We start from the raw sequence: 16,251 nt of genomic DNA on the forward strand, positions 1-16,251 counted from the left end.
GTTGCGCCTCCTAGCCTGTGCAGGACCCGATCCGGGTCGCCACCCACGGGCTACACCATGTCCAGCTTCCGCAGCGCGATCGCGATCGCCCTCCTGTCCGGCGTCGCTTTCGCATCGACCCATGCCGCCGGCAACGAAGACTTGTCCGACTGCGTCGATCTTTCGTCGCAGCACGAGACGGCGCGCTTCGGCTCGCAGTACCTGCTCGTCAAGGATGGCGAGTCGCACTACCGCCTTGGCTTCGGCGGCAGCTGCGGCGAGATCGCGATCTCCACCCGGGTGCAGCTTCGCGCCGAAGGCAAGGACGGCCGGATCTGCCCGAGCGGCACGACGGTTCGCACCAAGCGCGGCAGCTGCACGGTCCGCGGCGTCGCGTCGATCAGCGCCGAGCAGTACGAGAGTTACGCCCGCCGCGGCCGCTGACGCCGGATGAAAAGAAAAGCGCGCCGGTCTCCCGGCGCGCTCGCATGTACCGCACTGCTGGCGCGTTGTCAGACGGTCGCCGGCAGCAGCTTCTCCGGTTCGGCCTGCACGTCCAGCACGATCTCGCCGTCGACCACGTCGACCCCGACGCGTCCACCCTTCACCAGCTTCCCGAAGAGCAGCTCGTCCGCCAGCGGGCGCTTGATCTTGTCCTGCAACACGCGCGACATCGGGCGCGCGCCCATCAGCGGGTCGAAGCCGTGCTGGGCCAGCCAGTCGCGGGCGGCTGGCGTGGTCGAGAGCGTCACGCCCTTTTCGTGCAGCTGCGCCTCGAGTTCGATCAGGAACTTGTCCACCACCCGCAGGATGTGGTCGAAGCCCAGCGCCTGGAACTGCACGATCGCGTCCAGCCGGTTGCGGAACTCCGGGCTGAAGCCCTTGCGGATCACCTCCATCGCATCGGTGCTGTGGTCCTGCTTGGTGAAACCGATCGTGCGCCGCGACGCCTGCGCCGCGCCGGCGTTGGTGGTCATCACCAGGATCACGTTGCGGAAGTTCGCTTCGCGTCCGTTGGTGTCGGTGAGGATGCCGCGATCCATCACCTGCAGCAGGATGTTGAAGATGTCCGGATGGGCTTTCTCCACCTCGTCGAGCAGCAGCACGCAGTGCGGCGTCTTGACGATCTTCTCGGTCAGCAGGCCACCCTGGTCGAAACCGACGTAGCCCGGGGGCGCGCCGATCAGGCGGCTGACCGAGTGCGACTCCATGTACTCGCTCATGTCGAACCGGACGAGCTCGATGCCCAGCTGCAGGGCGAGTTGCTTGGTCACCTCGGTCTTGCCGACGCCGGTGGGCCCGGCGAACAGGAAATTGCCGATCGGCTTGTCCGGGTTGGCCAGCCCCGAGCGGGCCAGCTTGATCGCCGAGGTCAGCGATTCGATCGCCGGATCCTGGCCGAAGATCACCATCTTCAGGTTGCGCTCCAGGTGCGCGAGCACGTCCTTGTCCGACGCGCTGACCTGCTTGGCCGGGATGCGCGCCATCTTCGCGACGATCAGTTCGATCTGCTCGACGCCAATCAGCGCATGGCGCTCTTCCTCGGGCAGCAGCTGCTGGCGCGCGCCGGCTTCGTCGATCACGTCGATGGCCTTGTCGGGCAGCAGGCGGTCGCCGATATGCTTGACCGACAGGTCGACGGCCGCCTGTAGCGCATCATCCGAATACATCACGTCGTGATGCTCCTGGTAGCGCGGGCGCAGTCCACGCAGGATCTCGACCGTCTCGCCGACGCTGGGCTCGACGATGTCGATCTTCTGGAAACGCCTCGCCAGGGCGTGGTCCTTTTCGAAGATGCCGCGGTATTCCTGGAAGGTGGTCGAACCGATGCAGCGCAGGTCGCCCGATGCCAGGGCGGGCTTGATCATGTTGCTGGCGTCCATGGTGCCACCGGAGGCGGAGCCGGCGCCGATGATGGTGTGGATCTCGTCGATGAACAGCACCGCGTCAGGCACCTTCTTCAGTGCCGCGAGAAGGGCCTTGAGCCGCTTCTCGAAGTCGCCACGGTATTTGGTGCCGGCGACCAGCGCGCCCAGGTCGAGCGAATAGATCGTTGCTTCCTGGAGCACCTTGGGCACGTCGCCTTCGACGATGCGCCGCGCCAGGCCCTCTGCCAGCGCGGTCTTGCCCACGCCGGCCTCGCCGACGTAGAGCGGATTGTTCTTGCGCCGGCGGCAAAGCACCTGGATGGTGCGCTCGACTTCGTCGGCACGGCCGACCAGCGGGTCGATCCGCCCTTCCTGGGCCAGCGCATTGAGGTTGACCGCGTATTCGCTCAGGGCGTCTCCCTTCGCCTCTCCCTCGGCGGCCTCGGCCTTGGCGCCGAGGTCTTCCATGTCGGGTGACTCGGTGTCGCCGTGTTTGGCGATGCCGTGGGACAGGTAGTTCACCACGTCCAGGCGCGAGACGTCCTGCTGGTTGAGGTAGTAGACCGCGTGCGAATCCTTCTCGCCGAAGATCGCCACCAGCACGTTGGCGCCGGTGACCTCCTTCTTGCCGGAGGACTGCACGTGGTAGACCGCACGCTGCAGCACGCGCTGGAAGCCTAGCGTGGGCTGGGTGTCGCGACCGTCGTCCTCGGGCAGGTGCGACACCGAACTGGCGATGGCCTGCTCGAGATCGCCGCGCAAACGGTGGAAGTCGGCGCCGGTCGCCTTGAGCACGCCTTCGGCCGACGGATTGTCGAGCAGCGCGAGCAACAGGTGTTCGACCGTCATGTACTCGTCGCGCGCCTCGCGGGCGCGCTTGTAGCACTGGCCGATGGTGTATTCGAGATCCTTGCTGAACATGGGGCGGGAGCCTCCGGAAATCACTACAACCCAGATGGGGGTAACCGCGGGAATTTCCACGCCCCCGCCTTGGCTTCCTTGTAGGTCTTTTCCCGCCCGGCCTGCAAGTCACGCAGGGCATGCCACTTGCCGGGATTCAGCGTTCCGCCGGTGGCCCGATGCTCAGGCCTTTTCCATCGTGCACAGCAGCGGGTGCTGGTTGAGGCGGGAATACTCGTTGACCTGCGCCACCTTGGATTCGGCCACTTCGCGCGTGAACACCCCGCATACGCCGCGCCCACGGGTGTGGACGTGCAACATCACCTGGGTGGCCTTGTCGAGGCTCATGCCGAAAAATCGGGTCAGGACGTCGACCACGAAGTCCATCGGCGTGTAGTCGTCGTTCAGCAGCAGGACCGAATACAGGGGTGGCCGCGCCACCTCGGGCTTGCCGGTTTCCACGGCGACGCCGTGCTCTCGATCCTGTTCGTGCTCATTGGCCATCCGGCAATTTTATACGAGCGGGCGCGGCTTTATGCGGACGTCATGCCACGGCGTGGACGCCAACGCCGCAGGCGAAGGACAATGGCCGCATGTCCAAGGGCGAAAGCAGGTTCTGGCAACCCGATGTCACCGTCGCCACCGTGGTGGTCGACGGCGGCCGCGTGCTGTGCGTCGAGGAGCGCAGCAATGGAAGCCTGGTGATCAACCAGCCGGCCGGCCATCTCGAACCGGACGAAAGCCTCGAACAGGCCGCGCTGCGTGAGACCCGCGAAGAGACCGGCTGGGACGTGCGCCTGACCGCCTTCATCGGCGCGTACCAGTGGCAGGCGCCCACAGGAACAGACGGCAGTGCCGGGCGCCACTACCTGCGCATGGCGTTCGCCGCCGAGCCGCTGCGCCACGATCCGGCGCGGCCGCTCGACGACGGCATCTTGCGCGTGCTGTGGATGACGCCCGCCGAACTGCTGGCCGAGCGCGACCGCCACCGCAGTCCGCTGGTGTGGCGGGTGGTCGCAGACCACCTCGCCGGGCAGCGCCATCCGCTGTCGCTGCTGCAGCAGGTCCCGTGAGCGCGCCGCGAACCATCGTCGGCATGTCCGGTGGCGTCGATTCGTCGGTCGCCGCGCTGCTGCTGCGCGACGCCGGTGAACCGATCGCCGGCCTGTTCATGCAGAACTGGGCCGACGACGGCAGCGGCGACTGCCGTGCCGAGGATGATCGCCGCGACGCGGTGGCGGTCTGCGGGCGACTTGGCATCCCGATCCACTTCCGCGATTTCTCGGGCGAGTACTGGCATGGCGTGTTCGCCCATTTTCTCGCCGAGTACTCCGCGGGGCGCACGCCCAACCCGGACGTGCTGTGCAACCGCGAGATCAAGTTCAAGCATTTCCTCGATGCCGCGCGCGACCTGGGCGCCGAGCGCATCGCCACCGGGCACTACGCCCGGATCGATAACGAATGCGGACGCTGGCGCCTGCTGCGCGCGCGCGACCGGGGCAAGGACCAGAGCTATTTCCTGCACCAGCTCGGGCAGGCGCAGCTGGCTGCCACCGTGTTCCCGCTCGGGGACATGCCCAAGAGCGACGTGCGCCGCCTCGCCGCCGAAGCGGGCTTGCCGACCGCGGCGAAGAAGGATTCCACCGGCATCTGCTTCATCGGCGAGCGGGATTTCCGCGAGTTCCTCTCGCGTTACCTGCCCGCGAAGCCGGGCGAAATGCGCACCCCCGACGGTCGCGTGGTCGGCACCCATCCGGGCGTGTTCCATTTCACGCTCGGCCAGCGCGAAGGACTGCAGATCGGCGGGCTGCGCGGGTTCCAGGACGCCCCCTGGTATGTGGTCGACAAGGACGTCGAGCACAACGTGCTGGTTGTCGACCAGGGCAGCGACAGCACCTGTTTATTGTCGGATACCACCTGGACCGAGGCGGCGCACTGGATCGCGGGCACACCGCCGGCCGCCGAGTTCGCCTGCAGCGCGCAGACCCGCTATCGGCAGCACGACCAGGATTGCCAGGTGCAGGTGCGCGAGGACGGCAGCTTGCGCGTTCGCTTCGCGCGGCGGCAGCGCGCGGTGACGCCTGGACAATCGCTGGTGCTTTACGATGGCGACCATTGCCTGGGTGGCGCGGTGATCGCGGCCACCGATGCGCCGCTGGAAACACGGCGCCGGGGCACGACTTCCGGGAGCAGTGCGCAATGCAAGAACGGGTCCTCGCCCTCGCCGGCCTGCTGCAAGGCCTGAAGCAGGTGCGGCGCATCGCCGAGACCGGCCAGGCCGACGCGTCGGTACTGGCAACCGCGCTCGACAGCGTGTTCCGCATCGACGCCGAATCGCCCGAGGCGGTGTACGGCACCGTGGCCGACCTGCGCCCGGGGCTGGTGCTGCTGCGCGATTATTTCGCCAACCAGAACAAGGACGAGGCCCTGCCGCGGCTGGGGCTGGCGGTGCTGCAGATCGAACGCAGGTTCGTGCGCGACGGTGCGATGGTGCAGCAGGTCCAGGACGGCATCGCCGCCGCGGCGCCGCTCGCCGAGCGCCTCGGCAGCAGCCATCCCGACGTGCTGGCCGCGCTCGGCAAGCTCTATGCGGACACCGTAAGCAACCTGCGCCCGAAGGTCATGGTGCAGGGCAATCCGCACTACCTCGGTCAGGCCGACATCGTTTCGGAAATCCGCGCCCTGCTGCTGGCCGCGCTGCGTTCGGCCGTGCTGTGGCGACAGACGGGCGGCAGCCTGTTCGATTTCCTCCTCGCCCGGCGCCAGATGCTGGCCGCGATCGAAAGCGAACTGGCGCAAGGTCTGGGCTGAAGCGCCGGCGCGCCATTCGGATCGGCGGCAGCGGCTTCAGCCGCAAGCTCCTCGCAGTGTCCCGGCGGAATCACAAGCTCGCGGCTGAAGCCGCGCCTGCGCGGCTGCCATTCGGAGATCAGGCCTTGCCGGCCACCGGCACGATCAGCTTCAGGCCCTTGAAGTAGTCGCGGTAGAAGCCGGTGTCGCGCGTGATCAGGCCGTTGCACTGCATGAGGGCATGCGCGCCGGTGAGGAAATCCGGCACGGCGCGCAGCCCGGTGCCTTCGCGCTGGCGATGCCGGCGCTGCATCTCGCCGGCACGCAGCGCCGACTTGGCCTCGGTCGGCAGGTAGCGGATGCTCATTTCCTCGAGCGCGGCCAGGGCCTCGGATCCGTCCTTGAGCGCGCTGCACAGCTCGGCCAACACCACGTCGCAGACCACCACCGGCCCGCTTCCCAGGCACTGGCGCAGGCACAACTCCACCGCATCGGCGTCCGGGCCATCTGCCAGCAGGTCGATCAGGGCGGGCGTATCGATCGCGATCATTGGCCTGCTCCAGGCGGGCGCGCGTCCGCCGGGCACGCTGCCGCCAGGCATGGTCGGCGGACCCTGGCCATGCGCTAGCCCCGCCCCGGTTCGCCGGGCCCGCGTCCGCGGATGGTGCTCATTGCCTCGCTGGTATCGGCGAACCCATCGAGCTTGAAGCGCCCGCGCGCGCGTGAGATCGCATCGTCGACACTCTTGCGCAGGATAATGCGGCCACCATCCAGCTCCACCTTCAGGATGGTGCCCTTGCTCAGCCCGAGCGCATCGCGCACCGCCTTGGGCAGGGTGATCTGGCCGCGTTCGGCCACCGTAGCCTCCATCAGGGCATTCTCCGGAGCAGGAAATATGGATGGAGTCTACATACTTCAAAAATCATACTCAATCCGGCATACTGTGTGGATTCCCAGCCCCCTCCGGCCCGCCCGCCAGGGTCTTCCGCCCTCAGCCACAGGAGTTTTCGCCCCATGAGCGATTCCTTCGCCACCCGCGCCCGCCTGGACGTCAACGGCAAGTCCTACACCTACGCCAGCCTGCCCACGCTCGGCCAGAAGTTCGACATCGCCCGCCTGCCCTATTCGATGAAGATCCTGCTGGAAAACCTGCTGCGCCACGAAGATGGCGGCATCACGGTCGGCAAGGAGCACATCGAGGCGGTGGCCAAGTGGGACCCGAAGGCCGAGCCGGACACCGAGATCGCCTTCATGCCGGCGCGCGTCGTGCTGCAGGACTTCACCGGCGTGCCCTGCGTGGTCGACCTGGCTGCCATGCGCGACGCGGTGACCAAGCTTGGCGGCCAGCCTGACCAGATCAATCCGCTCATCCCCTCCGAGCTGGTGATCGACCACTCGGTGCAGGTCGACGTCTTCGGCCGGCCCGATGCGCTGGACCTCAATGGCAAGATCGAATTCGAGCGCAACAAGGAGCGCTACGGCTTCCTGCGCTGGGGCCAGAAGGCGTTCGAGAACTTCAAGGTGGTGCCGCCCAACACCGGCATCGTCCACCAGGTGAACCTGGAGAACCTGGCGCGCGTGGTCATGGAACGCGACCTCGACGGCGACACCTGGGCATTCCCCGATACCGTGTTCGGCACCGACTCGCACACCACGATGATCAACGGCATCGGCGTGCTCGGCTGGGGCGTGGGCGGCATCGAGGCCGAGGCCGCGATGCTCGGCCAGCCTTCGTCGATGCTGATCCCGCAGGTCGTCGGTTTCCGCCTCACCGGCAAGCTTCCCGAGGGCGCCACCGCGACCGACCTGGTGCTGACCGTCACCCAGACGCTGCGCAAGCACGGCGTGGTCGGCAAGTTCGTCGAGTTCTACGGCGACGGCCTGCAGCACCTGCCGCTGGCCGACCGCGCCACGATCGCCAACATGGCGCCCGAATACGGCGCGACCTGCGGCATCTTCCCGATCGACGCCGAATCGGTGCGCTACCTGCGCCTGTCCGGCCGCAGCGAGGAACAGATCGCGTTGGTCGAGGCCTACGCGAAGGCGCAGGGCCTGTGGCACACGCCCGACTCCCCGCACGCCGAGTACTCGGCCACGCTGGAGCTCGACCTCGCGACCGTGCAGCCCTCGCTCGCCGGGCCCAAGCGCCCGCAGGACCGCGTGCTGCTGAGCGACATGAAAGCCAATTTCCACGAGAACGTCGGCGGCATGACCAAGGCCCGCGACGCCAAGGTGGGCTGCGCGATCCACGAACTCGACGCCGAGGGCGGCGACCAGCCGCAGGCGCAGCGCCTGGCGGCCAAGCCGGTCTCGATGATCCACCTCGAGGACCAGGACCACGCCCTGACGGACGGCTCGGTGGTCATCGCCGCGATCACCTCGTGCACCAACACCTCCAACCCGGCGGTCATGCTCGGCGCCGGCCTGTTGGCGCGCAACGCCGCGGCCAAGGGCCTGAAGGCCGCGCCGTGGGTCAAGACCTCGCTCGGGCCGGGCTCTCTGGTGGTCACCGACTACCTGAAGAAGGCCGGCCTGATGGACGACCTGGAGAAACTGGGCTTCTACGTGGTCGGCTACGGCTGCACCACCTGCATCGGCAACTCCGGACCGCTGCCGCAGGCCGTGTCCCAGGGCATCGCCGAGAACGACCTGGCGGTGGCCGCGGTGCTGTCGGGCAACCGCAACTTCGAAGGCCGCATCCACGCCGAGGTGAAGATGAACTACCTCGCCTCGCCGCCGCTGGTGGTGGCGTATGCGATCGCCGGCACCATCGACATCGACCTCACCAACGATCCGATCGGCCACGATCCCGCGGGCAACCCGGTGTACCTGCGCGACATCTGGCCGACCAACAAGGAGATCGGCGACATGATCGCCGCGACGGTCGGCCCCGAGCTGTTCGCGCAGAACTACGCCGACGTGTTCAAGGGCGACAGCCGCTGGAACGCGATCCAGTCCCCGGACAGCCTGGCCTACCAGTGGGACGAGGCCTCGACCTACATCAAGAACCCGCCCTACTTCGAGGGCATGACCATGGACGTCGGCGAAATCGCCGACATCCATGGCGCGCGCGTGCTCGGCCTGTTCGGCGACTCGATTACCACCGACCACATCTCGCCGGCCGGCAACATCAAGCAGGACTCGCCGGCGGGCCGCTTCCTGCAGTCGCGCGGCGTGCAGCCGACCGACTTCAACAGCTACGGTTCGCGCCGCGGCAACGACGACGTGATGGTGCGCGGCACCTTCGCCAACATCCGCATCCGCAACCAGATGCTCGACGGCGTCGAAGGCGGCTTCACCAAGTATTTTGGCAAGGGCGACGGTGCCGGCGAACAGCTGGCGATCTACGACGCGGCGATGAAGTACAAGGCCGACGGCACGCCGCTGGTGGTGCTGGCGGGCAAGGAATACGGCACAGGCTCGTCGCGCGACTGGGCGGCCAAGGGCACGATCCTGCTGGGCGTGAAGGCGGTGATCGCGGAAAGCTTCGAGCGCATCCACCGCTCCAACCTCGTCGGCATGGGCGTGCTGCCGCTGCAGTTCAAGAATGGCCAGAACGCGCTGTCGCTCGGCTTCGACGGTTCGGAAACCTTCGACATCACCGGCCTGCAGGACGGCGCGTCGAAGACCGCGTTGGTGACCGCGACCAAGGCCGACGGCAGCACGCAGTCGTTCGATGCCCACGTGATGCTGCTGACGCCGAAGGAGGTCGAATACTTCCGCCACGGCGGCCTGCTGCAGTACGTACTGCGCCAGCTGGCGGCGAAGAAGGCGGCCTGATCCCCGCGCCACCTGCGCAGGGATCGCTCCACGCCCGGCGCAAGCATCGTTCGGCGTCAAGAGAAAAGCGGCCTTCGGGCCGCTTTTTTTGTGCGCGTCCATGCCACGCGACCTTGCCCGGCGCGAACCGGTGCAGGCGATCCGCCTACGGCGCATCCCACGACAGGCTGGTCATCCGCCAGTCGCCGTCTTCCAGCCGCCAGCCCGAAGTGACCGCGTACACGCGACCGGCGTCCGGCAGCAATCCGCCGCTGCCGCCGGTCAGTGCCACGGTGTTGCGGACGGTGGCATGGTCGTCCCGCAGCTGGATGTCGAGCGGGCCCGCGGTGATGCCGACGGTTGCGTTGCGCAGGAAATACAGCGCCGCCAGGCGGCGGGCGCCGTCGCGGTCGAGACCGTCGTTGCCGATGAAGTCCGACGCCAGGAACTCCGCCACGCCACCCGCGTCGCGGGATTCGATCGCGGCCTGCAGCCCGGCCACGTCGCGGCGCAACGCCTGCTCGCCCTGCTCGCGACGGCACCCCGCGCCAAACGCCAGCACGACAAGCAGCAGCCCCAGAGCGGGTCGCCAGCGGGCACCTGTGGTGGCGCCCTGCGGCTTGATCCGATGCACGTGCATCACGGCTGCGTTCCTGATCCGGGCGATTGAGGCTACCCGATCGATCACGCCCGGCACAGGCGTCCGCAGGCGCGTCCATCGCCTTGCGGGGGCCTAGAGCCTATGCTCCAATCGATCAAGATCCGTCCGCATGGTTGCGGTCGCACTGGAACACCGGAGAGAGAGCAACATGACGATCGAACGTCCCTGGCTGGCCCACTACCCCGCTGGCATCCCGGCGCAGATCGATGTCGATGAGTTCTCCTCGATTCCGGCGGTGCTCGAAGCTTCGATCCGCAAGTTCCGCGACCGGCCGGCATTCGCCAACATGGGCAAGACGCTGACCTATGCGCAGATCGACGAGGCCAGCGGCCAGCTCGCCGCCTACCTGCTCGGCGAACTGAAGCTCAAGAAAGGCGACCGCGTCGCGATCATGATGCCCAACTGCCTGCAGTATCCGATCGCGACGTTCGGCATCCTGCGCGCCGGGTTGACGGTCGTGAACGTCAACCCGATGTACACGCCGCGCGAACTCAGGCACCAGCTGGTCGACTCCGGTGCGACCGTGATCCTGGTGCTGGACAATTTCGGGCGCACCGTGGAGCAGGCGGCCGAGGGCACCGCCATCAGGCACGTGATCACCACCGGCCTGGGCGATCTGCTCGGTTTCCCCAAGGGCGCGATCGTCAACTTCGTGCTCAAATACGTGAAAAAGATGGTCCCGGACTACGACCTTCCCGGCGCCGTCCGCTTCAACGACGCATTGACACTCGGCCAGCGCCACGCACTGCCCGAGGTGTCGATCACCCCCGACGACATCGCGTTCCTGCAGTACACGGGCGGCACGACCGGAGTTGCCAAGGGCGCGATGCTCACCCACCGCAACCTGGTGGCGAACATGCAGCAGGCCGCGGCGTGGGTCAGCCAGCTGGTGAACGAAGGCGGCGAGATCATCATCACCGCGCTGCCGCTGTACCACATCTTCTCGCTGACGGCGAACGGCCTGGTCTTCATGAAGATCGGCGCGCTCAACTACCTGATCACCAATCCACGCGACATGCCCGGTTTCGTCAAGGAGCTGTCGAAGGTCAAGTTCACCGCGATCACCGGCGTCAACACGCTGTTCAACGGACTGCTCAATACGCCCGGCTTCGACAAGGTCGATTTCTCCCAGCTGCGGCTGACGCTGGGCGGCGGCATGGCCGTGCAGCGCGCCGTGGCGGAGCGCTGGAAGCAGGTCACCGGCGTGACGCTGGTGGAAGCCTACGGCCTCACCGAAACCTCGCCCGCGGCCTGCATCAACCCGATGGACCTGGCCGAATACAACGGTTCGATCGGCCTGCCGGTTCCGTCCACCGACGCCTGCATCAAGGACGAAGCCGGCGCGATGCTGCCGGTCGGCAGTGTGGGCGAGCTGTGCATCCAGGGCCCGCAGGTGATGAAGGGTTACTGGAACCGCCCCGAGGACACCGCCCAGGTCATCGACGCCGACGGCTGGCTGCACACTGGCGACATGGCGAGAATGGAGGAGACGGGCTTCTTCTACATCGTCGATCGCAAGAAGGACATGATCCTGGTGTCGGGCTTCAACGTGTACCCCAACGAGGTCGAGGACGTCATCGCGATGATGCCCGGCGTGCTCGAGGTGGCGGCCGTTGGCGTGCCGGACGAGAAGTCCGGCGAGGCGGTCAAGCTAGTCATCGTCAGGAAGGATCCGGCGCTGACGATCGAACAGGTCAAGGCGCATGCGCGCGAGAACCTCACCGGCTACAAGCAGCCGCGCCACGTGGAGTTCCGCGACGAACTGCCCAAGAGCAACGTCGGCAAGATCCTGCGCCGCGAGCTGAGGGATCCAAGCCCGGCGGGCTGAAGAACGCGGCGGCGCCGCCATCAGGCGGCGAGCGCCCCGACCCGGGGCGCGTGCATTCCGGCCGACACGCTGGCCGTGACCGACGCAAAACATCCTGAACAAGCGGAATCGGCCGATTTCGCTTGCGGTTCTTGCGGCTTCGGGGCATAGAATCCCCAATTCGGGCGATTCCTGACCTCGCGTGGCCACCAGCCGGGTAGCCCGGCCCGCTGCTGGCCAGTCTCAGGGGACTAGTCACCATGCACAACGTCGAGCCGCTCCACCGGGAGAGCCCGCTCTCCACGATCCGCATCCAGCACGATTCGTCGAACGATTCGCACTGGTGCTTCATGCATGGACAGCAGGCTTTCTCCGATCCCGGCTATCGCGCCTGTTTCTCGCCGCGGTTGCTGCGCGAACTGCGCCTGTTCGCCCAGGAATCGATCGACGGGATCGCCGGCGAAGCGGCGAAGTCCGACACCCACCTTGCCCACATCGTGCTTTCCTCGGACGCCCACGTCTTCAACCTCGGCGGCGATCTGAACCTGTTCTCGCAGCTCATCCGCGCGCGTGACCGCGCCGGCCTGCTGCACTACGCCAGCGAATGCGTGGACAGCATCCACCTGCTGCATTCGCGGCTGCATCCCAACGCGCACACCGTTGCGCTGGTCGATGGCGACGCCCTGGGCGGCGGGTTCGAACTCGCGCTGGCGTGCCAGACCATCGTCGCCGAGAGCGGCGTGCAGATGGGATTCCCGGAGGTGCTGTTCGGTCTGTTCCCGGGCATGGGTGCCTATTCCCTGCTGTCGCAGCGCGTGAGTCCCAAGCTGGCCGAGCAGATGATGCTCAACGGGGTGATGTACAGCAGCGACGAACTGCATCGCATGGGCATCGTCGACGTGCTGGTGCCCAAGGGTGAAGGCGTGCGCGCGGTGCACGAGGTGATTCGCCAGAACCGTCGCATCGCTGCCGCTCGCCTTGCCTTGCACCGCGTTCGCGATGCGATCCATCCCGTCAGCCACGACGAGCTGATGCGGATCACCGAAATCTGGGTCGATACCGCGCTGCAGCTCGGCGAGCGCCAGCTGCGCACCATGGAACGACTGGTGCGCGCACAGCTGCGTCGCCCCGAATTGCAGCCGGGAAACGTTTCGACGGGTTGATCGCAGGCAGCGCGCTCAGCTGCCTTCCGAGCCGATGTCCAGCGCGAGGTCGCCACGCTCGCGCAGCGCGGCCGACGCCTGTTCCAGCTGCTGGCGCAGCTGTCTGACCAGGCCGTTCCACTCGGGGAGCAGCCGGTCCGAAGGCATGCGCATGCCTTCGGACGCCGTATCGGCCAAGCGGACCGCGCCCATGTTGCCTGCTGCGCCCTTGAGCGCGTGGCAGGCGTCGCGGAACTCATCCCAGCTCCCCGCGCGCCCCGCCACCTCGAGGTCCGCCAGGCATTTGCGCGCATCGCGTACGCATTCGACGAGGAAGCGTCGGACGAATTCCTCGCCCAGGCCCATCTCGCGCAACTCGTCGAGGATGTGCTGCGAAATGAGGCTCTCGTCGGCCGGCGCACGCGGCGCGGCGGCGGAGTCGCTGGCCGGCGCGGCGCCCTCGGCGATCTCCGCCAGCTTGTCGAGCAGCTTCTGGATGATCACCGGCTTGGTCATGAAGGCGTACGCGCCCGCGCGTTCGCACTCCAGGCGTGCCTCCGATGTGGCGTCGGCCGTCAGCACGATGAAGGGCGTGCGCTTGCGGCCGGCTTCCATGAATCGCGCCTGCTTCATGATCTCCACCCCGCTCATGCCCGGCATGTGCAGGTCGATGATCACCGCATCGAACGCCTGGTTCTCGATCGCGACCAGCACGTCCTCGCCGTCGTCGACGATCCACGGCCGGTGGCCCGCCTTTTCCAGCAGGCGTCGCAACACCATCAGGTTCGCCGACTGGTCGTCCGCGACCAGCACCCGCATCGACCGCACCCGCGCGCGATGGCGCACGAAGGGATCTGCGAAGGCGATGATGTTGCTCGCCATGGTGGATGCATCCTGGGCCTGCTGTTCGGCGAGCAGGAACGGCACGTCGATCCAGAAATGCGAGCCCGCGCCGTCTTCGCTCTCCATGCCGATCCGACCATCGAGCAGCTCGGTCAGCGCCTTGGCGATCGTGGTGCCCAGGCCGGTGCCGCCGAACCTGCGCCCGCGACCGGACTCGACCTGCTCGAACGCATTGAAGATCCGCGCGCGATGCGTTTCCGGGATGCCGATGCCGGTGTCGCGGACGGAGAAATGCAGCTGCGCGACGCCATCGACCTGGCCGGTCAGCCCGACCTCAAGCGACACGCGCCCGGTTTCGGTGAACTTGATGGCGTTGGACAGCAGGTTGACGAGGATCTGGCGCAGGTGGTTGCTGTCGCCGTGCAGCAGGTTCGGCACGCCCTTCGCCACGTCGACATCGAACGCGACGCCCTTGGCCTGCGCCCCGGGCAGGAGCATGACGTGGATGCCGCGCACCACGTCGGAGAGCGAGAAGTCGGCATCGGTGCGCTTGAGCTTGCCGGCCTCGATCGCGGAGATGTCGAGGACGTCGTCGACCAGCAGCTGAAGGGCGCGCGCGGAGGTCTGGATGACCTGCGCGCTGTCGCGCTGCTCGGCCGTCAGCGACGTGGTTGCCAGCAGCTGCGACATGCCGACGATGCCATTGAGCGGCGTGCGCAGTTCGTGGCTCATGTTGGCCAGGAAACGGCTCTTGGCGTCGTTGGCGGCCTTCGCCGCCTCGGTCGCACGGACCAGCGCCTTGAGCAGCGAGCTCAGGTAGAGCGGTACCGCGACGAGCCCGGCGAGCAGGCCCCAGCCCAGCCAGCTGTTGGCCTGCCAGTACGGGGTATTGAGAATGACGACGAGATGGGTGACCACCGCGAAGCAGATCGCGGTGTAGAGGAAACACGGCCCGAATCGCAGGCCGTTGCCCACCGTGACCCACAGGACGATGACGTACAGCGGCGACAGCAGGTCGCCGATCAGGTACATGCCGGTACCCATCAGGGCGTAGTCGGCCACCATCCCGAGCACGCGCCGAGGGTATGAAATGCCGGGACGCGCGGCGATCCAGGCCAGGATCCCCAGCGCGACCACGAACTCGAGGGCCAGGAAGGCCTGCGACAGTGCCAGCCCGCGCTCGACGCCCGGATGGCCCTTCACCACGATTTGCAGGTAGGCCAGCACGACGACGAGCATCACCACGCGGATCAGCGCCTGCCCGTGCTCGCTGTCGGGGCGGCTCCCGAACCGGGACTTCAGCAGTCGCAGCGCCGCACTCATCGACGCGGTTGCGTTACTGCAGTCCCGCCGGCGCCAGCGGCGGGCCGGCGTGCGCGCAGATCTCGACCAGGCGCTCCTGGTTGCGTACCAGCGCATCGACGCACTTCGGATCGAACAGCTTGCCGCTCTGCTCGGACATGAAGGCCAGCGCCTCCTGGAAGCTCCACGCCCGCTTGTACGGGCGCACCGAGATCAGCGCGTCGAAGACATCGGCGGCCGCGACGATCCTGGCCTCGATCGGAATCGCCTCCCCCGCCAGGCCGTCCGGATAGCCGCTGCCGTCGTAACGCTCCTGGTGGCGCAGCGCGATCGTCGCGCTGACCTGGATGAAACGGTTCTGGCTGCCGCTGAGGAGTTCGTGTCCGATCTCCGGATGCCTGCGCATCAGCCGCGTTTCCTCGTCGGTCAGCGGTCCGGCCTTCATCAGCAGCGCGTCCGGGATCGCGATCTTGCCCAGGTCGTGCAGCGGCGCGGCCAGTTCGATCATCCGCACCTCGTCCTCGAACAGGCCCATTTCCTCGGCGATCATGCCGGCGATCCGGGCCAGGCGGTCGAGGTTGGCGCTGGTGCCGGCATCGCGGTAGGCGATCGCGCGGGCGAGCCGCGTCAGCGTCTCGCGTTCGCGCTCCTCGACTTCGTTCATGCTCGACAGCAGGCGTTGTTCAAGCGACAGTGCGCGTTGTTTCACCGACTCCGCCTGCTGGCGCAGCTGCAGCAGGTTGCGGCAGCGGGCGCGCAGTTCGCGCGGGCGCACCGGCTTGACCAGGAAGTCGATCACGCCGGCATCCAGCGCGGCCTGCCGGATCGGTTCGTCGCCAACGACGGTCACCAGCACGATCGGCACGTCGCGGTGCAACAGCGGGCGGCGGAAGCGGCGGGCGAACTCCAGGCCGTCGATGACCGGCATGCGGTAATCGAGCAGCAACAGGTCCGGACGGTTGTCTTCGCACCAGCGCAGGGCATCCTGGGGGTCGCCGAAGTCGAGTACGTCGAGCTCGGGACTGATGTCCTCGAGGATGTGCCGCAGCATCGTGCGCGCGGATGTCTGGTCGTCGACAATCACGATATTCACGTGGTATCCGCTCCTCGAGCGTAATGGTCTTCCCCGCCTGCATACTCGCCCGCCGGTACAGGGCAAGCAAGTCCCGTGCCCTGCGGCGACCCGGATTCCGTGCGATC

General features: G+C 67.2%; 14 protein-coding genes. 7 read left to right on the top strand and 7 right to left on the bottom strand.

Annotation, left to right across the window (positions count from 1 at the left end; genetic code table 11):
• Positions 1-57: 57 nt before the first annotated feature.
• A complete protein-coding gene (locus tag ACFOM9_RS12365) occupies positions 58-423 on the top strand; it encodes a hypothetical protein (RefSeq protein ID WP_386711197.1) in 366 nt (121 codons plus the stop codon).
• Between the two features lie 68 nt (positions 424-491).
• Here ACFOM9_RS12365 and clpA read toward each other — a convergent pair whose 3' ends face one another.
• Both clpA and clpS read right to left on the bottom strand, forming a co-directional pair.
• Positions 492-2,768 (bottom strand): ATP-dependent Clp protease ATP-binding subunit ClpA, encoded by a 2,277-nt coding sequence (gene clpA, locus ACFOM9_RS12370; RefSeq protein WP_386711200.1) that lies wholly within the window; start codon positions 2,766-2,768, stop codon positions 492-494.
• A 162-nt stretch (positions 2,769-2,930) separates the two neighbouring features.
• Complete coding sequence (gene clpS / locus ACFOM9_RS12375) at positions 2,931-3,251, bottom strand: ATP-dependent Clp protease adapter ClpS (protein WP_386711203.1); 321 nt, start codon at positions 3,249-3,251, stop codon at positions 2,931-2,933.
• Positions 3,252-3,340: 89 nt separating this feature from the next.
• Here clpS and ACFOM9_RS12380 point away from each other — a divergent pair, with 89 nt between their 5' ends.
• Genes ACFOM9_RS12380 through hflD form a run of 3 tightly spaced genes read left to right on the top strand, consistent with a single transcriptional unit; the run spans position 3,341 to position 5,558 of the window.
• Positions 3,341-3,820 (top strand): NUDIX hydrolase, encoded by a 480-nt coding sequence (locus ACFOM9_RS12380; RefSeq protein WP_386711206.1) that lies wholly within the window; start codon positions 3,341-3,343, stop codon positions 3,818-3,820.
• The gene (gene mnmA / locus ACFOM9_RS12385) at positions 3,817-4,992 is read left to right on the top strand and encodes a tRNA 2-thiouridine(34) synthase MnmA (protein ID WP_386711209.1); all 1,176 of its coding nucleotides are present in this window, start codon (positions 3,817-3,819) and stop codon (positions 4,990-4,992) included. The genes ACFOM9_RS12380 and mnmA overlap by 4 nt, the downstream gene beginning before the upstream one ends.
• The gene (hflD, locus tag ACFOM9_RS12390) at positions 4,947-5,558 is read left to right on the top strand and encodes a high frequency lysogenization protein HflD (protein WP_386711212.1); all 612 of its coding nucleotides are present in this window, start codon (positions 4,947-4,949) and stop codon (positions 5,556-5,558) included. The genes mnmA and hflD overlap by 46 nt, the downstream gene beginning before the upstream one ends.
• A 118-nt stretch (positions 5,559-5,676) precedes the next feature.
• Here hflD and ACFOM9_RS12395 read toward each other — a convergent pair whose 3' ends face one another.
• Entirely contained in the window at positions 5,677-6,087 is a 411-nt protein-coding gene (locus ACFOM9_RS12395) for a type II toxin-antitoxin system VapC family toxin (protein ID WP_386711215.1), read from the bottom strand.
• Between the two features lie 74 nt (positions 6,088-6,161).
• Positions 6,162-6,407, bottom strand: coding sequence for an AbrB/MazE/SpoVT family DNA-binding domain-containing protein (locus tag ACFOM9_RS12400; RefSeq protein WP_386711218.1), 246 nt, complete (start codon positions 6,405-6,407; stop codon positions 6,162-6,164).
• Positions 6,408-6,551: 144 nt separating this feature from the next.
• Between ACFOM9_RS12400 and acnA the strand changes: the two genes are divergently transcribed.
• Entirely contained in the window at positions 6,552-9,317 is a 2,766-nt protein-coding gene (acnA, locus tag ACFOM9_RS12405) for an aconitate hydratase AcnA (protein ID WP_386711221.1), read from the top strand.
• Between the two features lie 145 nt (positions 9,318-9,462).
• Here the strand turns inward: acnA and ACFOM9_RS12410 are convergent, their stop codons facing one another.
• Entirely contained in the window at positions 9,463-9,939 is a 477-nt protein-coding gene (locus tag ACFOM9_RS12410; protein WP_386711224.1) for a nuclear transport factor 2 family protein, read from the bottom strand.
• A gap of 166 nt (positions 9,940-10,105) precedes the next feature.
• Between ACFOM9_RS12410 and ACFOM9_RS12415 the strand changes: the two genes are divergently transcribed.
• Both ACFOM9_RS12415 and ACFOM9_RS12420 read left to right on the top strand, forming a co-directional pair.
• Positions 10,106-11,785, top strand: coding sequence for a long-chain fatty acid--CoA ligase (locus tag ACFOM9_RS12415; protein ID WP_386711227.1), 1,680 nt, complete (start codon positions 10,106-10,108; stop codon positions 11,783-11,785).
• Between the two features lie 239 nt (positions 11,786-12,024).
• Positions 12,025-12,927, top strand: a complete 903-nt coding sequence (locus ACFOM9_RS12420) for a crotonase/enoyl-CoA hydratase family protein (RefSeq protein ID WP_386711231.1) — start codon at positions 12,025-12,027, stop codon at positions 12,925-12,927.
• A gap of 15 nt (positions 12,928-12,942) precedes the next feature.
• On the opposite strand, the gene ACFOM9_RS12425 is transcribed toward ACFOM9_RS12420, so the two are convergent.
• Together ACFOM9_RS12425 and ACFOM9_RS12430 are read right to left on the bottom strand one after the other, a co-directional pair.
• On the bottom strand, positions 12,943-15,072 hold the full coding sequence (locus tag ACFOM9_RS12425; protein ID WP_386711234.1) for an ATP-binding protein: 2,130 nt from the start codon (positions 15,070-15,072) through the stop codon (positions 12,943-12,945).
• A gap of 13 nt (positions 15,073-15,085) precedes the next feature.
• Positions 15,086-16,144 (bottom strand): HD domain-containing phosphohydrolase, encoded by a 1,059-nt coding sequence (locus ACFOM9_RS12430; RefSeq protein ID WP_386711237.1) that lies wholly within the window; start codon positions 16,142-16,144, stop codon positions 15,086-15,088.
• Between the last annotated feature and the right edge of the window lie 107 nt (positions 16,145-16,251).

It is taken from the genome of Luteimonas notoginsengisoli (assembly GCF_042648885.1).
Taxonomy (GTDB): Bacteria; Pseudomonadota; Gammaproteobacteria; order Xanthomonadales; family Xanthomonadaceae; genus Luteimonas; species Luteimonas notoginsengisoli.

Coding starts and splice junctions, on each gene's coding strand:
- ACFOM9_RS12365 (WP_386711197.1), top strand. CDS start 58: ATGTCCAGCTTCCGCAGCGCGATCGCGATCGCCCTCCTGTCCGGCGTC.
- clpA (WP_386711200.1), bottom strand. CDS start 2,768: ATGTTCAGCAAGGATCTCGAATACACCATCGGCCAGTGCTACAAGCGC.
- clpS (WP_386711203.1), bottom strand. CDS start 3,251: ATGGCCAATGAGCACGAACAGGATCGAGAGCACGGCGTCGCCGTGGAA.
- ACFOM9_RS12380 (WP_386711206.1), top strand. CDS start 3,341: ATGTCCAAGGGCGAAAGCAGGTTCTGGCAACCCGATGTCACCGTCGCC.
- hflD (WP_386711212.1), top strand. CDS start 4,947: ATGCAAGAACGGGTCCTCGCCCTCGCCGGCCTGCTGCAAGGCCTGAAG.
- ACFOM9_RS12395 (WP_386711215.1), bottom strand. CDS start 6,087: ATGATCGCGATCGATACGCCCGCCCTGATCGACCTGCTGGCAGATGGC.
- ACFOM9_RS12400 (WP_386711218.1), bottom strand. CDS start 6,407: ATGGAGGCTACGGTGGCCGAACGCGGCCAGATCACCCTGCCCAAGGCG.
- acnA (WP_386711221.1), top strand. CDS start 6,552: ATGAGCGATTCCTTCGCCACCCGCGCCCGCCTGGACGTCAACGGCAAG.
- ACFOM9_RS12415 (WP_386711227.1), top strand. CDS start 10,106: ATGACGATCGAACGTCCCTGGCTGGCCCACTACCCCGCTGGCATCCCG.
- ACFOM9_RS12420 (WP_386711231.1), top strand. CDS start 12,025: ATGCACAACGTCGAGCCGCTCCACCGGGAGAGCCCGCTCTCCACGATC.
- ACFOM9_RS12425 (WP_386711234.1), bottom strand. CDS start 15,072: ATGAGTGCGGCGCTGCGACTGCTGAAGTCCCGGTTCGGGAGCCGCCCC.